This is a genomic window from Persicitalea jodogahamensis, from assembly GCF_014651615.1.
In the GTDB taxonomy this organism is placed as follows: Bacteria; Bacteroidota; Bacteroidia; order Cytophagales; family Spirosomataceae; genus Persicitalea; species Persicitalea jodogahamensis.
Map to the genome: position 1 here is coordinate 912,745 of NZ_BMXF01000001.1, position 18,012 is coordinate 930,756.

At 50.9% G+C, this 18,012-nt stretch carries 12 protein-coding genes; 7 read left to right on the forward strand and 5 right to left on the reverse strand.

The window, feature by feature from the left end; translation table 11 throughout:
- Positions 1-127: 127 nt before the first annotated feature.
- The 3 genes from IE117_RS03805 to IE117_RS03815 all read left to right on the forward strand — a co-directional run bounded on the left by IE117_RS03805 (position 128) and on the right by IE117_RS03815 (position 3,374).
- Positions 128-1,411 carry a Gfo/Idh/MocA family protein gene (locus IE117_RS03805; RefSeq protein ID WP_189563001.1) on the forward strand — a complete coding sequence of 428 codons (1,284 nt, stop codon included), beginning with the start codon at positions 128-130 and terminating at the stop codon, positions 1,409-1,411.
- Positions 1,412-1,414: 3 nt separating this feature from the next.
- On the forward strand, positions 1,415-2,317 hold the full coding sequence (locus tag IE117_RS03810) for a sugar phosphate isomerase/epimerase family protein (RefSeq protein WP_189563002.1): 903 nt from the start codon (positions 1,415-1,417) through the stop codon (positions 2,315-2,317).
- Positions 2,318-2,495: 178 nt separating this feature from the next.
- Positions 2,496-3,374 carry a sugar phosphate isomerase/epimerase family protein gene (locus IE117_RS03815; RefSeq protein ID WP_189563003.1) on the forward strand — a complete coding sequence of 293 codons (879 nt, stop codon included), beginning with the start codon at positions 2,496-2,498 and terminating at the stop codon, positions 3,372-3,374.
- A gap of 85 nt (positions 3,375-3,459) precedes the next feature.
- Here the strand turns inward: IE117_RS03815 and IE117_RS03820 are convergent, their stop codons facing one another.
- Complete coding sequence (locus IE117_RS03820) at positions 3,460-4,098, reverse strand: transposase (RefSeq protein WP_189563004.1); 639 nt, start codon at positions 4,096-4,098, stop codon at positions 3,460-3,462.
- Between the two features lie 101 nt (positions 4,099-4,199).
- Positions 4,200-6,857, reverse strand: coding sequence for a DNA mismatch repair protein MutS (gene mutS, locus IE117_RS03825; protein ID WP_189563005.1), 2,658 nt, complete (start codon positions 6,855-6,857; stop codon positions 4,200-4,202).
- Between the two features lie 371 nt (positions 6,858-7,228).
- Here mutS and IE117_RS03830 point away from each other — a divergent pair, with 371 nt between their 5' ends.
- The 3 genes from IE117_RS03830 to ahcY all read left to right on the forward strand — a co-directional run bounded on the left by IE117_RS03830 (position 7,229) and on the right by ahcY (position 12,601).
- Positions 7,229-7,780, forward strand: a complete 552-nt coding sequence (locus IE117_RS03830) for a glycosyl-4,4'-diaponeurosporenoate acyltransferase CrtO family protein (protein WP_189563006.1) — start codon at positions 7,229-7,231, stop codon at positions 7,778-7,780.
- 184 nt (positions 7,781-7,964) lie between these two features.
- Positions 7,965-11,075 carry an efflux RND transporter permease subunit gene (locus IE117_RS03835; protein WP_189563007.1) on the forward strand — a complete coding sequence of 1,037 codons (3,111 nt, stop codon included), beginning with the start codon at positions 7,965-7,967 and terminating at the stop codon, positions 11,073-11,075.
- Positions 11,076-11,281: 206 nt separating this feature from the next.
- Positions 11,282-12,601 carry an adenosylhomocysteinase gene (gene ahcY, locus IE117_RS03840; protein WP_189563008.1) on the forward strand — a complete coding sequence of 440 codons (1,320 nt, stop codon included), beginning with the start codon at positions 11,282-11,284 and terminating at the stop codon, positions 12,599-12,601.
- Positions 12,602-12,778: 177 nt separating this feature from the next.
- Here the strand turns inward: ahcY and IE117_RS03845 are convergent, their stop codons facing one another.
- On the reverse strand, positions 12,779-13,678 hold the full coding sequence (locus IE117_RS03845; RefSeq protein WP_189563009.1) for a mechanosensitive ion channel family protein: 900 nt from the start codon (positions 13,676-13,678) through the stop codon (positions 12,779-12,781).
- A 178-nt stretch (positions 13,679-13,856) separates the two neighbouring features.
- On the opposite strand from IE117_RS03845, the gene purQ reads away from it, so the two are divergent.
- A complete protein-coding gene (purQ, locus tag IE117_RS03850; protein WP_189563010.1) occupies positions 13,857-14,543 on the forward strand; it encodes a phosphoribosylformylglycinamidine synthase subunit PurQ in 687 nt (228 codons plus the stop codon).
- A 107-nt stretch (positions 14,544-14,650) separates the two neighbouring features.
- On the opposite strand, the gene lolA1 is transcribed toward purQ, so the two are convergent.
- A complete protein-coding gene (gene lolA1, locus IE117_RS03855; RefSeq protein ID WP_189563011.1) occupies positions 14,651-15,301 on the reverse strand; it encodes an outer membrane lipoprotein periplasmic chaperone LolA1 in 651 nt (216 codons plus the stop codon).
- A gap of 196 nt (positions 15,302-15,497) precedes the next feature.
- Entirely contained in the window at positions 15,498-17,963 is a 2,466-nt protein-coding gene (locus IE117_RS03860) for an FtsK/SpoIIIE family DNA translocase (RefSeq protein WP_189563012.1), read from the reverse strand.
- Positions 17,964-18,012 lie beyond the last annotated feature (49 nt).

An 18,012-nucleotide genomic window follows, 5' to 3' on the forward strand; every position in this document is an offset into this window, starting at 1 on the left:
CAAAGGTGCCGACCGGATGTTTTTTACCACCATTTGGAAAATCTCCCAAAGTTCGGCAACTTACGCAGCGATCACTATTTCAGCATTTTACCCACAATAACTTTCCGAATACTAAATTTCAAAAAACATGAGTACTTCACGCAGAGACGTCCTGAAACTGGCGGGCGTGGCCCTGGCGGGCAGCACGTTCCCTTCCATCATTATCCCTAATCGCGCTTTTGCGGGAGTCAACAGCGAAACCCTGAAAGTAGGCTTGATCGGCTGTGGCGGGCGGGGCTCGGGAGCGGCCAAACAGGCTTTGAATGCCGATCCCAATGTGGTACTGCACGCGATGGGCGATATTTTTCGCGACCGTCTCGACTCGTCACTCAATGCCCTCACCAAAGCCGTCGGCGATAAAGTGAAAGTGGACGAGGGCCATAAGTTTGTTGGCTTCGATGCTTTCCAGAAAGTCATTGACTCCGGCGTGGATGTCGTCATCCTGACTACTCCGCCGCATTTCCGGCCTGAACACCTGACCGCTGCCGTGAATGCGGGCAAGCACGTTTTTTGCGAGAAACCTGTGGCCGTTGATACGCCTGGTCTTAAAAAAGTACTGGAAGCGGCCAAAATGGCCAAGCAGAAAAATCTCTCGCTGGTCTCCGGTCTTTGCTGGCGTTTTCACGAACCCAAACGGGAGGCTTTTGCCAAAATCAACGATGGCGCCATCGGCGATGTCATGGCGGTTTACAACACCTACAACACCGAAAACCTATGGTCGTTTCCACGCCAGGAAGGCTGGACCGATATGGAGTACGTCCTCCGTAACTGGACGTACTATACCTGGCTGGCGGGCGACCATATTGTGGAGCAAGCCGTGCACAGCATCGACATGATGTCGTGGGCGCTGGGTGATATGAAACCCATTAGTGCAGTCGGCACGGGCGGACGGCAGGTTCGCGTCGATCCTTTGTTCGGTAATATTTTCGATCACTTCGCCATTACGTACGAATATCCCAACGGGGTGAAGGGCTTCCACATGTCGCGGCAGCAGATCAACACCCAACGGAGCTACGCCGTGGAAAGCTTCGGCACCAAGGGCAAGGCGATGGTCGATTGCTCGCGCAACGTCCACGAAATCACCGGAGCCAATCCGTGGAAATTTACGGGCAAGCAAAATGACATGTACCAAACGGAACATGACGAACTTTTCGCTTCGATTCGTAATAGCAAGCCGATCAATAACGGCGATTGGATGTCCGACAGCACGATGCTGGCCATCATGGGCCGCATGGCTGCCTACACGGGCAAGACGATTACCTGGGAGGATGCCTGGAATTCAACGGAAGATCTGGCTCCCGATTCGTTCGACTTCAAATCCACGCCGCCCGAAAGCCTCGTAGCCAAGCCAGGGATTACGCCGTTTATCTAAACTATGGACAGAAGAAATTTTTTGAAAAATAGTGCGCTGGCCGCATCAGCCGCGTCTTTGGGTATTTCAGGCGCAGCCCATGCAACTACCATGGCACCCGCCCGCCCCATGGTGAAGAAAAGCCTGAAATGGGGCATGGTGAAGGGTGATATGTCCATCATGGACAAGTTCAAGATGCTGAAAGAATTGGGCTACGACGGGGTCGAGCTGGATTCGCCGCACGATCTCGACCATAAGGATATCCTGGCGGCCCGCGACAAGACCGGCCTGGAACTACCCGGCGTAGTCAATTCGGTACACTGGAAATCGCCGCTTTCCTCCGCCGATCCCAAGGTGCGGGCGACCTGCGTGGAATCCATGAAGACTGCGCTGAACGACTGCAAAATGTACGGTGGTACCACCGTGCTGCTGGTACCCGCCGTGGTCAACGCCGAAACGAGCTATAAAGATGCCTATGAACGCTCGCAGGCCGAAATTCGCAAGTTGTTGCCCACGGCAGAAAAGACCGGAATCAAAATTGCGCTGGAAAACGTCTGGAATAACTTTCTGCTCAGTCCAATGGAAGCCGCTCGCTATGTAGACGAAATCGATCACCCTTTGGTGGGCTGGTACTTTGATGTTGGCAACATCGTTCGCTACGGCTGGCCTGAGCATTGGATCGAGGTACTTGATAAGCGCATCATGAAGCTGGACATCAAAGAATACAGCCGCAAGAAGCAATCTGACGAAGGAATCTGGAAAGGTTTCCAGGTAGAAATCATGGAAGGCGACTGCAACTGGCCGGAGGTGAATAAGGCCCTGGCTAAAATCGGTTACTCGGGTTGGGCCTCTGCCGAAGTAGGTGGTGGCGACCGCGAAAGGCTGGCTGAAGTCAGCAAAAGAATGGACCGGGTATTTGCCGCCTAGATCTGAGTTTTATTCATCTCAGTACACAAACGCTGATCGTCTTTTGAGGACGGTCAGCGTTTTTTTGTGGGTAGTACCGGGTCGGTTGTGTCTTTTGGTAGCGTTGTAAGGTATATGACGAAATATTACGTCTTATAATCAGAAAATCTTATTCAAATAAGCGCCAATTATTTATCCGATGAAACATACAACCCGCAAAGAATTCCTTCAAGATTTGTCGCTGCTGGCGGCCGCTTCCCTTTTGCCGAGTCTGTCTTTCGCTGAAATAGATTTTTTGAAGAAATCAAAAATGAAACTCGGCTTGGTTACCTACCTGTGGGCTAAAGACTGGGATGTGCCTACGATCATAGAAAACTGCACAAAATCGGGCATCGGTGGCGTGGAATTGCGCGTGGACCATGCTCACAAGGTAATGCCCGACATTTCGGCGGCCCGGCGACAGGAGGTGAAGAAAATGTTCGCCGACAGTCCGGTGAAAATTGTGGGCATGGGAACTAATGAGCAGTACGACTCGCCCGATCCGGCTAAGCTGAAAGCCAACATGGATCGTACCAAGGAATTCATCAGACTGAGTGCGGATATTGGCGGCACGGGCGTAAAGGTGAAGCCCAACCAGTTTCACAAAGACGTGCCGCACGAAAAAACGCTGGAACAAATCGGCCGATCGTTGAGTGAATTGGGCAAGTACGCCGCTGACTTCGGCCAAAAGATTCGGCTGGAAGTTCATGGCAACGGAACCCAGGAACTACCTAATATCAAGACGATCATGGACAATTGCGAAAGCCGCAATGCCCTGGTTTGCTGGAATTGTAACCAGGAAGATCTGATCGGTCAAGGTTTGGAATACAACTTCAACCTGGTGAAAGATCGTTTTGGAGATACGGTCCACGTTCGCGAACTCGACGATCCTGAGTATCCTTACCAAAAACTGATGAATCTTTTCAAAGACATCAATTACAAAGGCTGGATCTTGCTTGAATGCCGCACCGACCCCAAGGATAAAGTAGCGGCTTTGATGGAGCAGAAGCGGATTTTCGAGGGGATGGTGAAGGGATAATGTGGTACGGGCGGGCCGCTGGTGCGCCAGCGGCTCGCCGTTTTGCGGAGGAATATGACTCTTTTAGAGAAAACAGAAGGTTAGGTCACACATAATCCCCGTTTACAAACGAAAAAGGAAAATTTTCCCAAGCATCAACCAACCCAGCTTTCACCGGATTTTCCAAAGTATAGACCACGGTATTCTTTAACTCACGACTGTCTCTAATGACATGGTCATAGCTTTCTTCTTGCCAAAACGTGCCTACTCTATCCAAAGCCTTATTAGCCTTCTTGGCTGTATAGCTTTTCAGAGTGTGCATGATCGCGTACAGAGGCTTGGTGTACTTTGCTTCATCGGAGGTGTCAATAACCATGTGGAAGTGATTGGGCATGATACAATAAGCCACTAAGCTGTACGACTTCTCGTTCCAAAGATGCAAAGACTCAATGATGATGCTTGCAATTTCGGGCTTCATGAGCCATTGAGGTTCAGAAGAATTACTATCTAGATACTCATCCCACCTGGCGAAATGGCGTTTATGCATTTTGCGAATTTCCTCTTCGCGTATCTTTTCGTCTCTACACTCCCGCTTAATTCGATTATAGGCCGCTTCCTTTTCTTCTTTCAATCTTTCCAAAGCTTCCTGTGGAAGACTACCGTACAGTCGCCCCGTAATAAAAAACGCAACACCTGCTGGCTGGAAATGCGGTAAATAGCGGCGGTATTCTGGTTTGTATTCCATGTGGAAAGCCTTGTGGTACGGGCGGCTCGCCCGTTGATGGTGGATAGCTCTTACTGGAAAACAAGCACTCAGAAAAAACGGGCGAGCCGCCCGTACCACACCTACTCAACCAGCCTTTTCAATTCATTCAGCTTTAAAAGCGCTTCGATGGGCGAGAGAGTGTTGATGTCTAGGAGAGAAAGCTTTTCTTTCAGCTCTTCCGTGCGCGGGTCGTTGGGTTCGAAGATACTGAGCTGAAAATTATTTTTAGGCATTTCCTTTACCTTCTGATCGCGCTTTTCGGTAAGATGATCCTTTTCCAAATGCTGCATGATCTCACTGGCGCGGAGGACGATCAGTTGGGGCATTCCGGCGATTTGCGCCACGTGAATTCCGAAGCTGTGTTCGCTGCCACCGGGTTTCAGCTTGCGGAGGAAAATGATCTTATTGTCCACTTCCTTGACCGCCACGTTAAAGTTTTTGATGCGGGGAAAATCTTCCGATAGCTGGTTCAATTCATGGTAGTGCGTAGCAAAGAGCGTTTTGGCCTTGAAGTCGGGATGCGTGTGCAGGTACTCGGCGATAGCCCAGGCGATCGACACACCGTCGTAAGTACTGGTGCCACGACCGATCTCGTCCATCAATACCAGACTCCGATCACTGAGGTTATTGAGAATACTGGCCGTTTCGGTCATCTCGACCATAAAGGTACTTTCGCCCCGGCTCAGGTTATCGCTCGCCCCGACGCGGGTAAATACCTTGTCCACCAATCCGATGCTGGCCGCGCTGGCCGGGACGAAACTACCCATCTGCGCCATCAGCACGATGAGCGCCGTTTGTCGTAGCAGAGCCGACTTTCCCGCCATGTTCGGGCCGGTGATAACGATGATCTGCTGGGTTTCGTCGTCCAGAAAAAGGTCATTCGGCACGTAGCTTTCGCCCAGTGGAAGTTGTTGCTCGATCACGGCGTGGCGCCCGTCTTTGATATCGAGTTCCTTCTCTTCGGTGATGACAGGTTTTACGTAGTTATTCCTCCGCGCTACGGTCGCGAACGAACCCAGCGCATCCAGTACCGAAACGATGCGGGCATTCTGCTGAATGGCCGCGACATATTCGACGGTAGCGGTAACGATATCGTTGAAAATCCGTGCCTCAATGGCAAAAATCCGATCTTCGGCGTTGAGGATTTTCTCCTCGTACACTTTCAGTTCGGGCGTGATATAGCGCTCGGCGTTGACAAGCGTCTGCTTCCTGATCCACTCGGGCGGAACTTTGCTCTTATGGGCATTGCTCACTTCCAGGTAGTAGCCAAACACCTTGTTGAAAGCCACTTTCAGTGAAGAAATGCCTGTGCGCTCGATCTCTCTTTTCTGTACTTTGAGAAGGTAATCCTTACCCGAGAAGGCGATACCGTGCAATTCGTCCAGTTCGGAATCGACCCCGCTCTTGATCATACCACCCTGAGTGCTCAGGACCGGAGCATCTTCGCGAAGTTCCGTTTCAATTTTTTCCAGCAAAAACTCGCACGGATTCAACTGGTCGGCGTATTTGCGCAACACACCGGACGGTTTTTTGGGTTTGGCTTCACCGTCCTCTATTGCGTCAGGTTTGGCAATTGTGCGACTGCCTAACATCTGCTTGATAGGGGCAATCTGCAGCAGGGACTTCTTTAATTGCCCCAGCTCACGCGGACTGATCCGTCGCACGGCTACCTTGGAGATGAGCCGTTCGAGGTCGCCAATTTGTTTGAGGTAGTTCAGGAGTTCTTCGTGCAAATCCTCCTGTTGCAACAATAATTCTACCGTATCGAGCCGCTCTTCGATGGGCGTTTTTTCTTTTAAGGGCAAGACTACCCACTTGCGTAGCAGTCGTGCGCCCATCGGTGTCACGGTCTGGTCCAGAATCTGAATCAACGGCACGCCGCCCTCCTGTTGCGGGAAGACGAGTTCAAGGTTGCGGATTGTGAAACGGTCGAGCCAAACGTACTTTTCCTCTTCCAACCGCGTGATGCGGCTCACGTGCCCGATTTCCTTATGCTCGGTTTCGAGCAGGTAATGGATGATGACGCCCGCCGCCACTACGCCCAGCGGCAGCAACTCCACGCCGTAGCCTTTGAGGGTCGTGGTACGGAAGTGCGTAGTGAGTTTTTCGAAGGCGAAGTCATCGCCGAAGCACCAGTCTTCCAGAGTGAAGGTGTGAAACTTGTCGCCGAAAAGGTCGATGAATTCTTTCTTGCTTTTCTTGCAAAATAACACCTCGGCGGGGGCAAAGCTTTGCAGCATCTTGTCGACGTAACCCGCGTTGCCCTGGGCAACCAGGAACTCACCCGTCGAGATGTCAAGCAACGACAGGCCGAGTTGGTCGCCTTTGCCAAAGTGCACCGCCGCCAGGTAGTTGTTACGCCGCCCGTCCAGCACATTGTCGTTGAACGACACGCCGGGCGTCACCAGTTCGGTCACGCCTCGCTTGACAATGCCCTTTGCTTCGGCGGGATTTTCGAGCTGGTCGCAGATGGCCACGCGCTCGCCCGCCCGTACTAACTTGGGTAGATGCGTGTCGAGCGAATGGTGCGGAAAGCCCGCCAGCTCTTCATGGGCGCCACCGTTATTGCGACGCGTCAGAACGATACCCAGGATTTTGGACGCCCGAATGGCGTCCTCGCCGAAAGTTTCGTAAAAATCACCGACCCGGAACAGCAGCAGTGCGCCGGGGTACTTGGCTTTAATTTGATTGTACTGCTTATTGAGGGGCGTTTCCCTGCGTTTTGCGGACTTGGCCAAAGCGAATTTGCTTTACAGATTGGAAGCGGAAAAAATTTTCCGTGTAAATACAAATTTAAGGTATTGGGGTGGTTTGGCAAGGATTGGCGTAGGTTTTGCCCCAAAGTTCGCCGGACGGGCTATTACCCGGATCTTGCACGGGGCATCGGAGGATTTCATCTTGCCTATGGCAATCTGCTTATCCTTCGGCGGATGATCCGGATCATGCTTCAGATTGTGCTTTAGACTATCGTCCCTATCTTTACCCATGAGCAAGATTCCAGAGCCAGGGTCTTTGGGGAGGCAGCTGAACGGCATAAGGCGCAGCAAGGTGAACGCCAATCACTGACTGTAAACAATAGTCGGAAATTCGAAATCGATCAAGAGCCGGAATGACCAAAAAAGTACTACTATCCCTTGCCTCAATATTTCTGATCTGGCAATCATTCGGTTTGTTGAGTGTTATTGATACGTTCAGAACAGATTCATTACTGTTTACCATCTTCATGGCATGGGTTATCAATCTTTTTATAACCGGGATATTTGCGTTTGCTGGTTTTGCTTTTCCAACTCAAAAACTTCTCCCTGAAAAATATTACAGAATAAGGAATCCGGTAAGATTAAAGAAAGTATACAGAGCGTTGAAGGTCTCCTGGTTCAGGAAAGCACTGTTAGCTACTTTATGGAAGAGCCGGAGTCAAAGAAAAAAATACTTTGATGGGAAGAGGGAAGGGATCGCAAACCTGGTCGAACAATCGATGAAATCCGAGTTTGGGCATTTAATCCCATTCGTACTAATCACCTTTGTAAGTGGTTATTTGATATTGATTCATTCAATCGAATTGGGAATTTTTTCCCTTTTAGTAAATCTGATCGGTAATCTATACCCGATCATTCTCCAGAGGTACCATCGAATGAGAATCCAGGCAATGAGCGTAGCGTGACAGAGAGGGCACATCTGTTGTGATTCGGGCAATCGTCCTTATATTTACCTGGAAAACTGCAATGGTGGCTACAATCCATTTGGAAGTACCTGAAAAGAGCAGTTTGCCGAGTCCCGATAACCGTATTCTACCGTGAAAACAAGGGAATGTACCTTTCCGCTATGGCGACGTTAAATCTAACTAAATGAGTATTTCAACGCTTTCGATTAAGCGCCCGGTTTTGGCCATTGTGATGAATCTGCTCATCATTCTTTTCGGTTTTCTGGGATTTAAGTACTTGGGGATGCGGGAGTTCCCGTCCATTGATCCACCCGTGGTTTCTATCCGTACCAGCTATACCGGGGCCAATGCCGATATCATCGAGTCGCAGATCACCGAGCCGCTCGAAAAGCAGATAAACAGTATCGAAGGCATCAAGTCCATTTATTCCACGAGTGCGCAGGGAGTTAGCCAGATCACGGTGGAATTCGACATCGCAGCCGACATGGAGCGCGCCGCCAACGACGTGCGTGACAAAGTGGGCTCGGCAGTGCGCGTTCTGCCGCTCGACATCGACGGTCCGCCCACTGTCAGCAAAGCTGATGCCAACTCCGAACCGATTGTTGTACTGACTTTTCAGAGCAGTACTCGTTCGCACCTGGAAGTGAGCGACTACGCCGAGAATGTCATCGCCCAGCGGTTGCAAACTATCAATGGCGTCAGCGATATCCGCATTTTCGGCCAGAAGCGCTACGCCATGCGCATTTGGATGGACCCCGGTAAAATGGCTTCGCTGGGCATCACGACCCAAGACGTGAAACGCGCTCTCGATCGCGAAAACGTAGAATTGCCCAGCGGCAAAATCGCGGGTAATGCTACCGAGCTCACCGTAAAAACCATTGGTCGCTTCAAGACGGAGGAGGATTTTAATGAGATGATCGTGGCCAACACGGCCACACAGACTGTTCATTTAAAGGACATTGGCAATGCAACGTTGGGGCCCGAAAACGAAGAGACCATCCTGCGGCTGGATAACGTGCCGATGATCGGTCTGGCGATAACGCCCATGCCCGGCTCCAACTACATCGAAATCGCCGACGAGGTGAACCGCCGCATGATGGACATCAAGCGGGAACTACCCAAAGATTGCGAACTGGACACGCTGATCGACAACACCATTTTTGTGAAACGGTCCATCGAGGAGGTAGTCGAAACGCTGCTGATTGCTATCGGGCTGGTAATTATCATCATTTTCCTGTTTTTCCGCGATTGGGTCGTGGCCATCCGGCCATTGATCGACATCCCCGTATCGCTGATAGGGACTTTTTTCATCATGTACCTGATGGGTTTTTCGGTGAACGTTCTCACGCTGCTGGCCATCGTGCTGGCGACCGGGCTGGTGGTGGACGATGGCATCGTGGTGACAGAGAATATTTTCAAGAAAATCGAGGAGGGTATGAGTCCCATTGAGGCGGCCATCAAAGGTTCGAACGAAATTATGTTTGCCGTTTTGTCTACGTCCATCACGCTGGCGTCGGTGTTCCTTCCCGTCATTTTCATGCAGGGTTTCGTGGGCAAGCTGTTCCGGGAATTTGGTATCGTCATCTCGGCGGCGGTTCTGATTTCTGCCTTCGTTTCCCTGACTTTGACCCCAATGCTAAATGCCTACCTGGCCCGCAAGGATCAGAAGCGGAGCTGGTTTTACAACAAAACCGAACCCTTTTATGAAAAACTGACCGACGGGTATGGCCGCGCATTGGGCAATTTCATGAAAATTCGGTGGGTGGCTCTCCCACTGATTCTGCTCACACTGGGTATGGTGTGGTACTTTGGCAAAAACCTGCAATCGGAACTCGCTCCGCTCGACGACCGCAACTGGTTCCGGCTGTCGATGACGACGCCCGAAGGTTCCTCCTACGAATTTACGGACCGCTACATCCAATCGGTCAGCCAATTACTGACCGACTCCATGCCGGGAAAAAAAGGAATCATGCTCGTGACCTCGCCCGGTAACTCGGGTTTGGGCGCGACCAACAATGGCAACGGCCGCATTGCTCTGGTGGACCGCAAAGAACGTGATATGAGCCAGCAGGAGGTCGTGGATTGGATTACCAAACGCCTTAAAAACTATCCGGACGCCAAATCCTTTGTGGTGCAGCAGCAGACGATCGCCGTGGATTCGCGCGGAGGGCTACCCGTTCAATATGTGATTCAGGCCCCGGATTTCGAAAAACTGCGCGAATACGTTCCGAAATTCATGGACGAAATTGCTGACGATCCCACCTTCTCGGTAACGGATGTCAACCTGAAATTCAGCAAACCCGAGTTGCAGATTTCCATTGACCGCGAGAAAGCCAAAGCCGTGGGGGTGTCGGTGTCTGACGTGGCCCAGACCCTACAGCTGGCCTTTGCCGGACAGCGCTTTGGGTACTTTACGATGAATGGGCGGCAATATCAGGTTATCGGTCAGTATGACCGCGCTAACCGCGATGAACCGCTTGATTTGAAAAGCATGTTTGTCAAAAATGCCCAGGGCCAATTGGTGCAGCTCGATAATATCGTACGCGCCGACGAGGAGAGTAGCCCTCCGCAGTTGTTTCACTTCAATCGCTACATGAGCGCTACTGTACAGGCCGCCCTGGCTCCCGGTAAAACCATCGGCGATGGTATCGCAGCGATGGATGCCGCCCGCGACAAACTCTACGATGAGGCCATTCACACGCAACTGAGCGGGGCCTCGCGTGATTTTGCCGAGAGTTCGTCCAACACGCTTTTTTCGTTTTTCCTGGCCCTGATCCTGGTTTACTTCATTCTGGCGGCGCAATTCGAGAGTTTTGTGGACCCCTTCATCATCATGATTACGGTACCGCTCGCCATTGGCGGAGCCGTTTTTTCGCTCTGGTTCTTTGACCAGACGCTCAATATTTTCAGTCAGATCGGCATGATCATGCTCATCGGGCTGGTGACCAAAAATGGTATTCTGATCGTGGAGTTCGCCAATCAACTTAGGGAAAAAGGCATGAGCAAAATGGAAGCCGCCCATCAGGCCGCCGTCCTGCGGTTCCGACCAATCCTGATGACCAGTCTGGCCACAGTACTGGGCGCGATGCCGATTGCCCTGGCCCTGGGTTCGGCGGGTCGAAGCCGCATGTCGATGGGCATCGTCATCATGGGCGGGCTGCTTTTTTCTCTTATTCTGACGCTTTACGTCATTCCGGCAATGTACACCTTCCTTTCCCGTCCCAAAAACTTCGAGCGGATGCGCAACATCGAACGCATTGCCCACGAAGCCGAGATGGCGCCTGTGGCAGAGTGATTTCACTCAAATGCGGACAGACAAATCATCTTTCGATCTGGTTTTAGTTGCAGATTATTTCTGCTTTTTTGGAAAATTAGGTACTCTGGCAGATAGATCATCCAATTCTGTTTGGGAATCCCCAATTATCATCTACAATTCTTCCAAAAAAGCGTTTTATCTATTATTTTTGTACTTTATTAAGAATGCAAACTAAAACCCAAAATATGTCAACGACAACTGAAACTACCTATGTACCTTACAAGGTAAAAGACATTAATCTGGCCGACTGGGGCCGGAAGGAAATCTCACTAGCCGAAGCAGAAATGCCCGGTCTGATGAAAATCCGCGAGGAATACGGCCCTTCGCAGCCATTGAAAGGTGCACGCATTGCAGGCTGCCTGCACATGACGATCCAAACGGCGGTTCTGATTGAGACGCTTACTGCGCTTGGTGCGGACGTTACCTGGTCTTCCTGCAATATTTTCTCGACGCAAGACCACGCTGCCGCTGCTATTGCTGCGACTGGCGTACCCGTCTTTGCGTGGAAGGGCATGAACGAGGAGGAGTTCAACTGGTGCATCGAGCAAACGCTGTTCTTCGGTGAAGAGCGCCAGCCTCTGAACCTGATCTTGGACGATGGCGGCGACCTGACCAACATGGTATTCGACGATTATCCCGAGCTTATTTCCGGCATCAAAGGACTTTCGGAAGAAACTACGACTGGTGTTCACCGCTTGTATGAGCGCATGAAGAAAGGTACGTTGCACCTGCCCGCCATCAACGTCAACGATTCGGTGACTAAGTCGAAATTCGATAATAAATACGGTTGCCGTGAGTCGCTGGTGGACGCTATCCGTCGTGCTACCGACCTGATGATGGCCGGAAAAGTGGCCGTTGTAGCTGGTTATGGTGACGTGGGAAAAGGCTCCGCCGAATCGCTCCGTGGTGTAGGTGTACGGGTACTAGTGACGGAAATCGACCCGATTTGCGCGTTGCAGGCTGCGATGGATGGTTTCGAAGTCGTAACGATGGATGAGGCCGCCGAGCGTGCCAATATCTTCGTGACTGCTACCGGAAACTTCAACATTATCACCGAGCGTCACTTCCGCACGATGCGTGATAAGTCTATCGTCTGCAACATTGGCCACTTCGATAACGAGATCGACATGGCGTGGTTGAACAAAACGTACGGCAGCACCAAATCGCAGATCAAGCCGCAGGTGGATATGTACACCATTGACGGTAAGGATATCATCGTGCTGGCCGAAGGTCGCCTGGTGAACCTGGGTTGCGCCATGGGCCACCCATCGTTTGTAATGTCCTGCTCGTTTGCCAACCAGACTCTGGCGCAGATTGAGCTTTGGAACAACACGGACGCTTATGAGAAGAAAGTGTATGTGCTGCCCAAGGTACTTGACGAAAAAGTGGCTAAGCTTCACCTCGAACATGTGGGTGCGAAGCTTGACTCTCTGACTCCTGAGCAAGCCGAGTACATTGGCGTGACGTACGAAGGACCGTTTAAGCCGGAGACATACCGTTATTAACTTTGAATCGGTCCGCCGATGCGGAGTGAATGGGGGGCGCTGCTGCGCTGGAATACCGAACTCCGGTCTCACTCCTTTGCAAAATTCAATAAAAAAGCCCCGCCCGGAAAATTTTCCGGGCGGGGCTTTTTGTCTTTGAGAGATTTTGTTATTCACTCATCACTCATAATTCCTCATTCAATTCTCCCGCCCGTCCAGCATGGGCACCGTTTCTTTTCCAATGCCGTCGCTCTTAGCAAATTCCAACGTACGGATCGGGAAGGGAATCGTAATGTCGTTGGCATCGAAAGCTTTCTTGATGGCTTTAATAACCTCACTCTTGGCTAAGGGTGGCCCCGCAACATCCTGCTTGATCCAGAACCAGACCAAAAAGTTGATGCTGCTATCGCCAAACTCGGTAAAGTGCAATTCGGCCGGTTTAAACTCACTTATAAATTCCAGGCTGTTTACGGCCTCCAAAGCTAATTGCTGGACTCTGTCCAGATCGTCGGTATAGGCAATGCCGCAATCAACCTGCATCCGTCTTTGGCCTGATTTAGAAAAATTGGTGATGGGATTCTGGAAAATGTCCTTGCTGGGAATCTCGATTTCCTGACCGGCAAAGTTGTCTATGATGACGGAACGAAGGTTAATAGACTTTACTTTACCCATGAACCCGTTGGTTTGCACCACATCGCCGACTTGTATGGGGCGTTGTAAAGTAATAAATGTGCCCGAAATAAAATTGGCAGTAAGGTCCTGAAATGCAAAACCAACGGCCAGAGCAACTACCCCGGCCCCAGCCAGCAGGGAAGTCACGGTTTTATCCAATCCCAGAATACTTAATGCACAAAATAGCCCGACTGAGAGAATGGCCACCCGGCTCAATGTGGAAACCAGCGACACCAGCGAAATGTTGTGTGAAAGCCTACCCATAAGCCGGGCAATGGCCTTACGGGCAAAGCGCGACACAAAGCTGAACACGAAGACGACAATCACCGCCAAAACGAAATTGGGGATAAGCGCCACGATCATCTCATACCAATAAGTGAGTTTGTCGCTGATTAAGGTGATGTAATCGGTGATTTGGATAAACATAAAAAAAACGATTGAATATTTTCAAGATAGACTGATCTACTATACCTTTAACGAAAGACAGCAGAAATCATTCCTTGCAAGCTAAAGCTTTACTTGGTAATGTGCAAAATTCCGGGCCAATGCACCAGTGAAATGGCCTCAATCACTTGTATTTATCCTATTTATTTAATTATTGAAAATGAAATTTGGCGTAGTAGTTTTCCCCGGTTCTAATTGCGATGACGATACCGTTTTCGCGCTGCAACACAATTTGGGGCAGGAGGTCGTCAAGCTGTGGCACAAAGACCACGACCTACAGGGCTGTGATTTTGTAATCCTGCCCGGCGGGTTTTCTTACGGCGATTACCTCCGCACGGGGGCTATTGCCCGCTTCTCCCCGCTGATGAATGAGGTGATCGAACATGCCAATCGCGGCGGCTATGTGATGGGCATCTGCAACGGTTTCCAGATTCTGGTGGAGGCCGGGCTACTACCCGGTGTCCTGCTGCGCAACCTTTCGCAGAAGTACGTTTGTAAGAATATTCACCTGCTGCCACAAAGCAAGGCTGCCTCACTTACGTCCAGCCTTGAGTCCCGCGCTTACACCATTCCCATCGCCCATGGCGACGGTCGGTACTTCACTGATGCAGATGGCCTGAAAAAGCTCAACGATAATGACCAGGTTTTATTCCGCTATTGCGACGCCGACGGCAACATTAGCGATGAAGCCAATCCTAACGGTAGTCTGGACAGCATCGCTGGTATCGCCAACGCTGGCTTCAATGTTTTTGGAATGATGCCGCATCCCGAGCGGGCTTCCGACGAGGCCTTGGGCAATGCTGACGGGCGGATTATTTTAGAACAGCTGGTTGGTGTTTTAGTGTAACGCTTCCGGCGATTTGAACAATCGTGAACGATAAGAAGCCAAACAAAAAAGCGGCTGGTCCTATATGGAAACCAGCCGCTTTTTCACTCATTCTAGATACCTGAGTCCTACCTTAAATCAACTACCTCGACACCGGGAAACTGCTTGGGGTCGAAAGCAAAATAGCTATCCGTCACATTTACATCGGGTTGAAATCTATCGATGGTATAGGTTACCAATTGCCCGTTACTCATCAGGATGCGCCACTTCTTGATCGATTTATCTTTCTTGTCAACCTTGATCTGCACTTTCGAAATTTTGGCATAGCTGGTGGTCGGGGCAAGCTCAATGGTTTCGTAGGTCTGTCCGCCTTCCTTGCTCTCCTTCAAAAACTTATACTTGTAGTCTTTCTTGTAGGCCGTAAAAATTCTGGTAGGATTGAGGTCACCCAGTTCAGCGGGATCATAGTCCTGCAAAGTCACCTCTTTGGTTTCCGGCGCGTAGGTTGCCATAATTTTGCCATCATTAAAAACCTCCTGTTCGCTCATTTTTAATCGGAACTTTTCGCCTTTCACCGTTACCTCGCCCTTTGCATCCCGCCCGCCTTCAGAAGTGAAAGTGAAAGCGGCCTTATAAGATTTCAGGCTCTCGTAATTTTTACTCATAGCCTCTAAGATGGCTTCAGCTTTGCTGTCGGTTTTCTGAGCCAAAGCGGGAAAAGTAGTTCCTGACAATAGTGCCGCCAGGAGCAGCATCATTATTTTTGGTATTTTTTTCATGGCTGATAATTCTGTGATTGGTGGGTAATGATGATTGGAGGAAAGGGAGGGGGCTGGGTTTAAAGAAGGTACTAACTTGAAGTCAAGTACTGTCAAGCAGTAAAGTACCACGCTGTTATCAGGCAAACCCCAAAGTATTTGGAAAAGTCAGGCGGTGACCGGGATTATTTTGTCTTCTGACATATCAATCTTTTGTTCACACTCCTACACTATTCAAATGTTGTTCCAGCGATTCCAAATCGTGAAACATGACATCGCGTGCTTTGCTGCCCGTGAAGGGGCCGACAACGCCCAGTATCTCCAATTGATCCATGATGCGTCCGGCTCGGTTGTAGCCCAGCTTCATTTTGCGCTGGATGAGCGACGTGCTTCCTTGCTGGTGCGTGATGACCAGGCGAGCGGCGTCGGGTAGGAGTTGGTCGAAATCCTCGGTGTTCACATCGCCGCGGCTACCATCACCGTCCTCGCCTTCGTACTCTGGCAGGGCATAGGCCTCGCCATATCCCCGCTGGCTACCAATGAACTCGCATACATCTTCGATTTCACGGGTGTCGATATAAGGACACTGCAGGCGCACGATTTCGGAATTAATGGCCAAAAGCATGTCACCCTGCCCGACCAATTGCTCGGCTCCGCCACTGTCCAGAATAGTGCGGGAGTCGATGCTAGAGGTCACGCGGAACGACAGGCGGGCCGGGAAGTTGGCTTTGATCAAACCCGTAATGACCTTGACCGAAGGCCGCTGCGTAGCGAGCACAAGGTGGATGCCGACAGCCCGCGCCAGCTGCGCCAGACGGGCGATGGGCGTTTCCACTTCCTTGCCCGCTGTCATCATCAGGTCGGCCAGCTCGTCGATCACCAGCACGATGTAGGGTAGGAAATGGTGGCCGTTTTCGGGATTGAGCTTGCGTTGTACAAACTTGGCGTTATACTCTTTCAGGTTGCGCGCCGTAGCTTCTTTCAGCAGGTCGTAGCGGTTATCCATCTCAATGCACAGGGAATTGAGCGTGTGGATTACCTTTTTGGTATCCGTAATAATCGCTTCATCACTATTAGGCAGTTTGGCCAGGTAGTGCCTTTCCAATTTATTGAAAAGCGTCAGTTCCACTTTTTTCGGATCGACCAGTACGAACTTGAGCTGCGCCGGGTGCTTCTTGTAAATTAGAGAAGCCAGTATTACGTTCAGGCCTACCGATTTTCCCTGTCCGGTGGCACCTGCCATAAGCAGGTGGGGCATCCGGGCGAGGTCGGCGACGTAGATTTCGTTGGACACAGTTTTGCCCAGTACCACGGGCAGGTCGTAATTGGATTTTTGAAAACGGTCGCTATTCAGGACGCTGCGGATAAAGACTGTCTCGCGATTCTTGTTGGGTACTTCAATACCGATGGTACCCCGTCCCGGCATGGGGGCAATGATGCGGATGCCCAACGCCGCGAGGCTAAGAGCGATGTCCTTTTCCAGATTCTGAATCTTGGAGATACGCACCCCTGCTTCGGGAATGATTTCGTAAAGCGTGACGGTCGGCCCGATGGTGGCCTTGATCTTGGAAATGTTGATTCCGTAGCTCGCCAGTGTATCCACAATGCGCTCCTTATTGCTTTCCAGCTCGTCATGCGAGACTTTTTGCTGAGCGCTGTCGTCTACATCGTTAAGTATGTCGAGTGAGGGGTACTGGAAAGAGGGCAAATCGAGCGTAGGATCGTATTGTCCGAAATTACGGAGAATCTCCTCACTTAGTTCGTCAGGATCGGGATCCTCCTCCTGCGGAATCGCCACTGGCGGAGCCTCATCGAGTTCCAATTCTAGTTTGGCTTCCAGTACTGGCTCCACATCTACCTCGGTTTCCGGTTCTTCGGAGTCAATTACTTCCTCTGTTTCTACGGGATCATCGTAAGTCTGATCCAGTACCGATACGGTAGGGGTAGTTTCTTGAGTGTGAGAAGAAGGCGACTCTTCTGTGGAGTCCTCCGGGTCATCCACATAGTCCTGGTCTTGCTGGCGGGCCAACCGCTTATCCTGGCTTTGCTGCCAGCGTTCCACAGGATTTAAGTTGTAAAAGTATACGGCAAAGCAGAACAGAAAAACGAGAATAATCACAATGCTGCCATAGCCTATCAGGTTACTCAGCAATTCGTTGACGTAAAATCCAAAGCCACCGGGCAGAAAACTGAGGCTGGCACTGCTGCCGCTTATCAGTACGATATAGCCAAGAAATATACTAACCCAGAGGGTGAAGAAGATGACCTCTTTGGTCGTACGGCTTAAATTCACTAAATCGGCGCCGAACACCATGCGCCAGCCCGCCAGAAAGGGGACGACAGGTACAAGTAAGGCCGCGAGACCGAACCAGCGGTACACAAATACCTGCGAGACGAACGCGCCAAAAACGCCCAGCACATTGCGCGTGGCGGCACCCACGTCGCGCAAGGGGGCCGTGCCCAATGCCCCCACTTCGCTTTGGTCCGCTGCTCCGGTAAACAAGTATGACAAAAAAGCCACTTCAAGCAGCACGCTTATGACCAGCAGTACCATCCCCGCCACCAGGGTGTTCTTGGGGCTGGAAGTCAGGGCGGCCCAATCAAACGAAAGTTGCCTCGCTGATTTCTCTTTTGTCTTACTTTTAGCGTTCCTGGTGCTGGATCGGCGCGTGTTCTCAGCCATTTATTGAATTGACAGTTGACAGTGGATAATTTATCTCCGGTCAAGATGT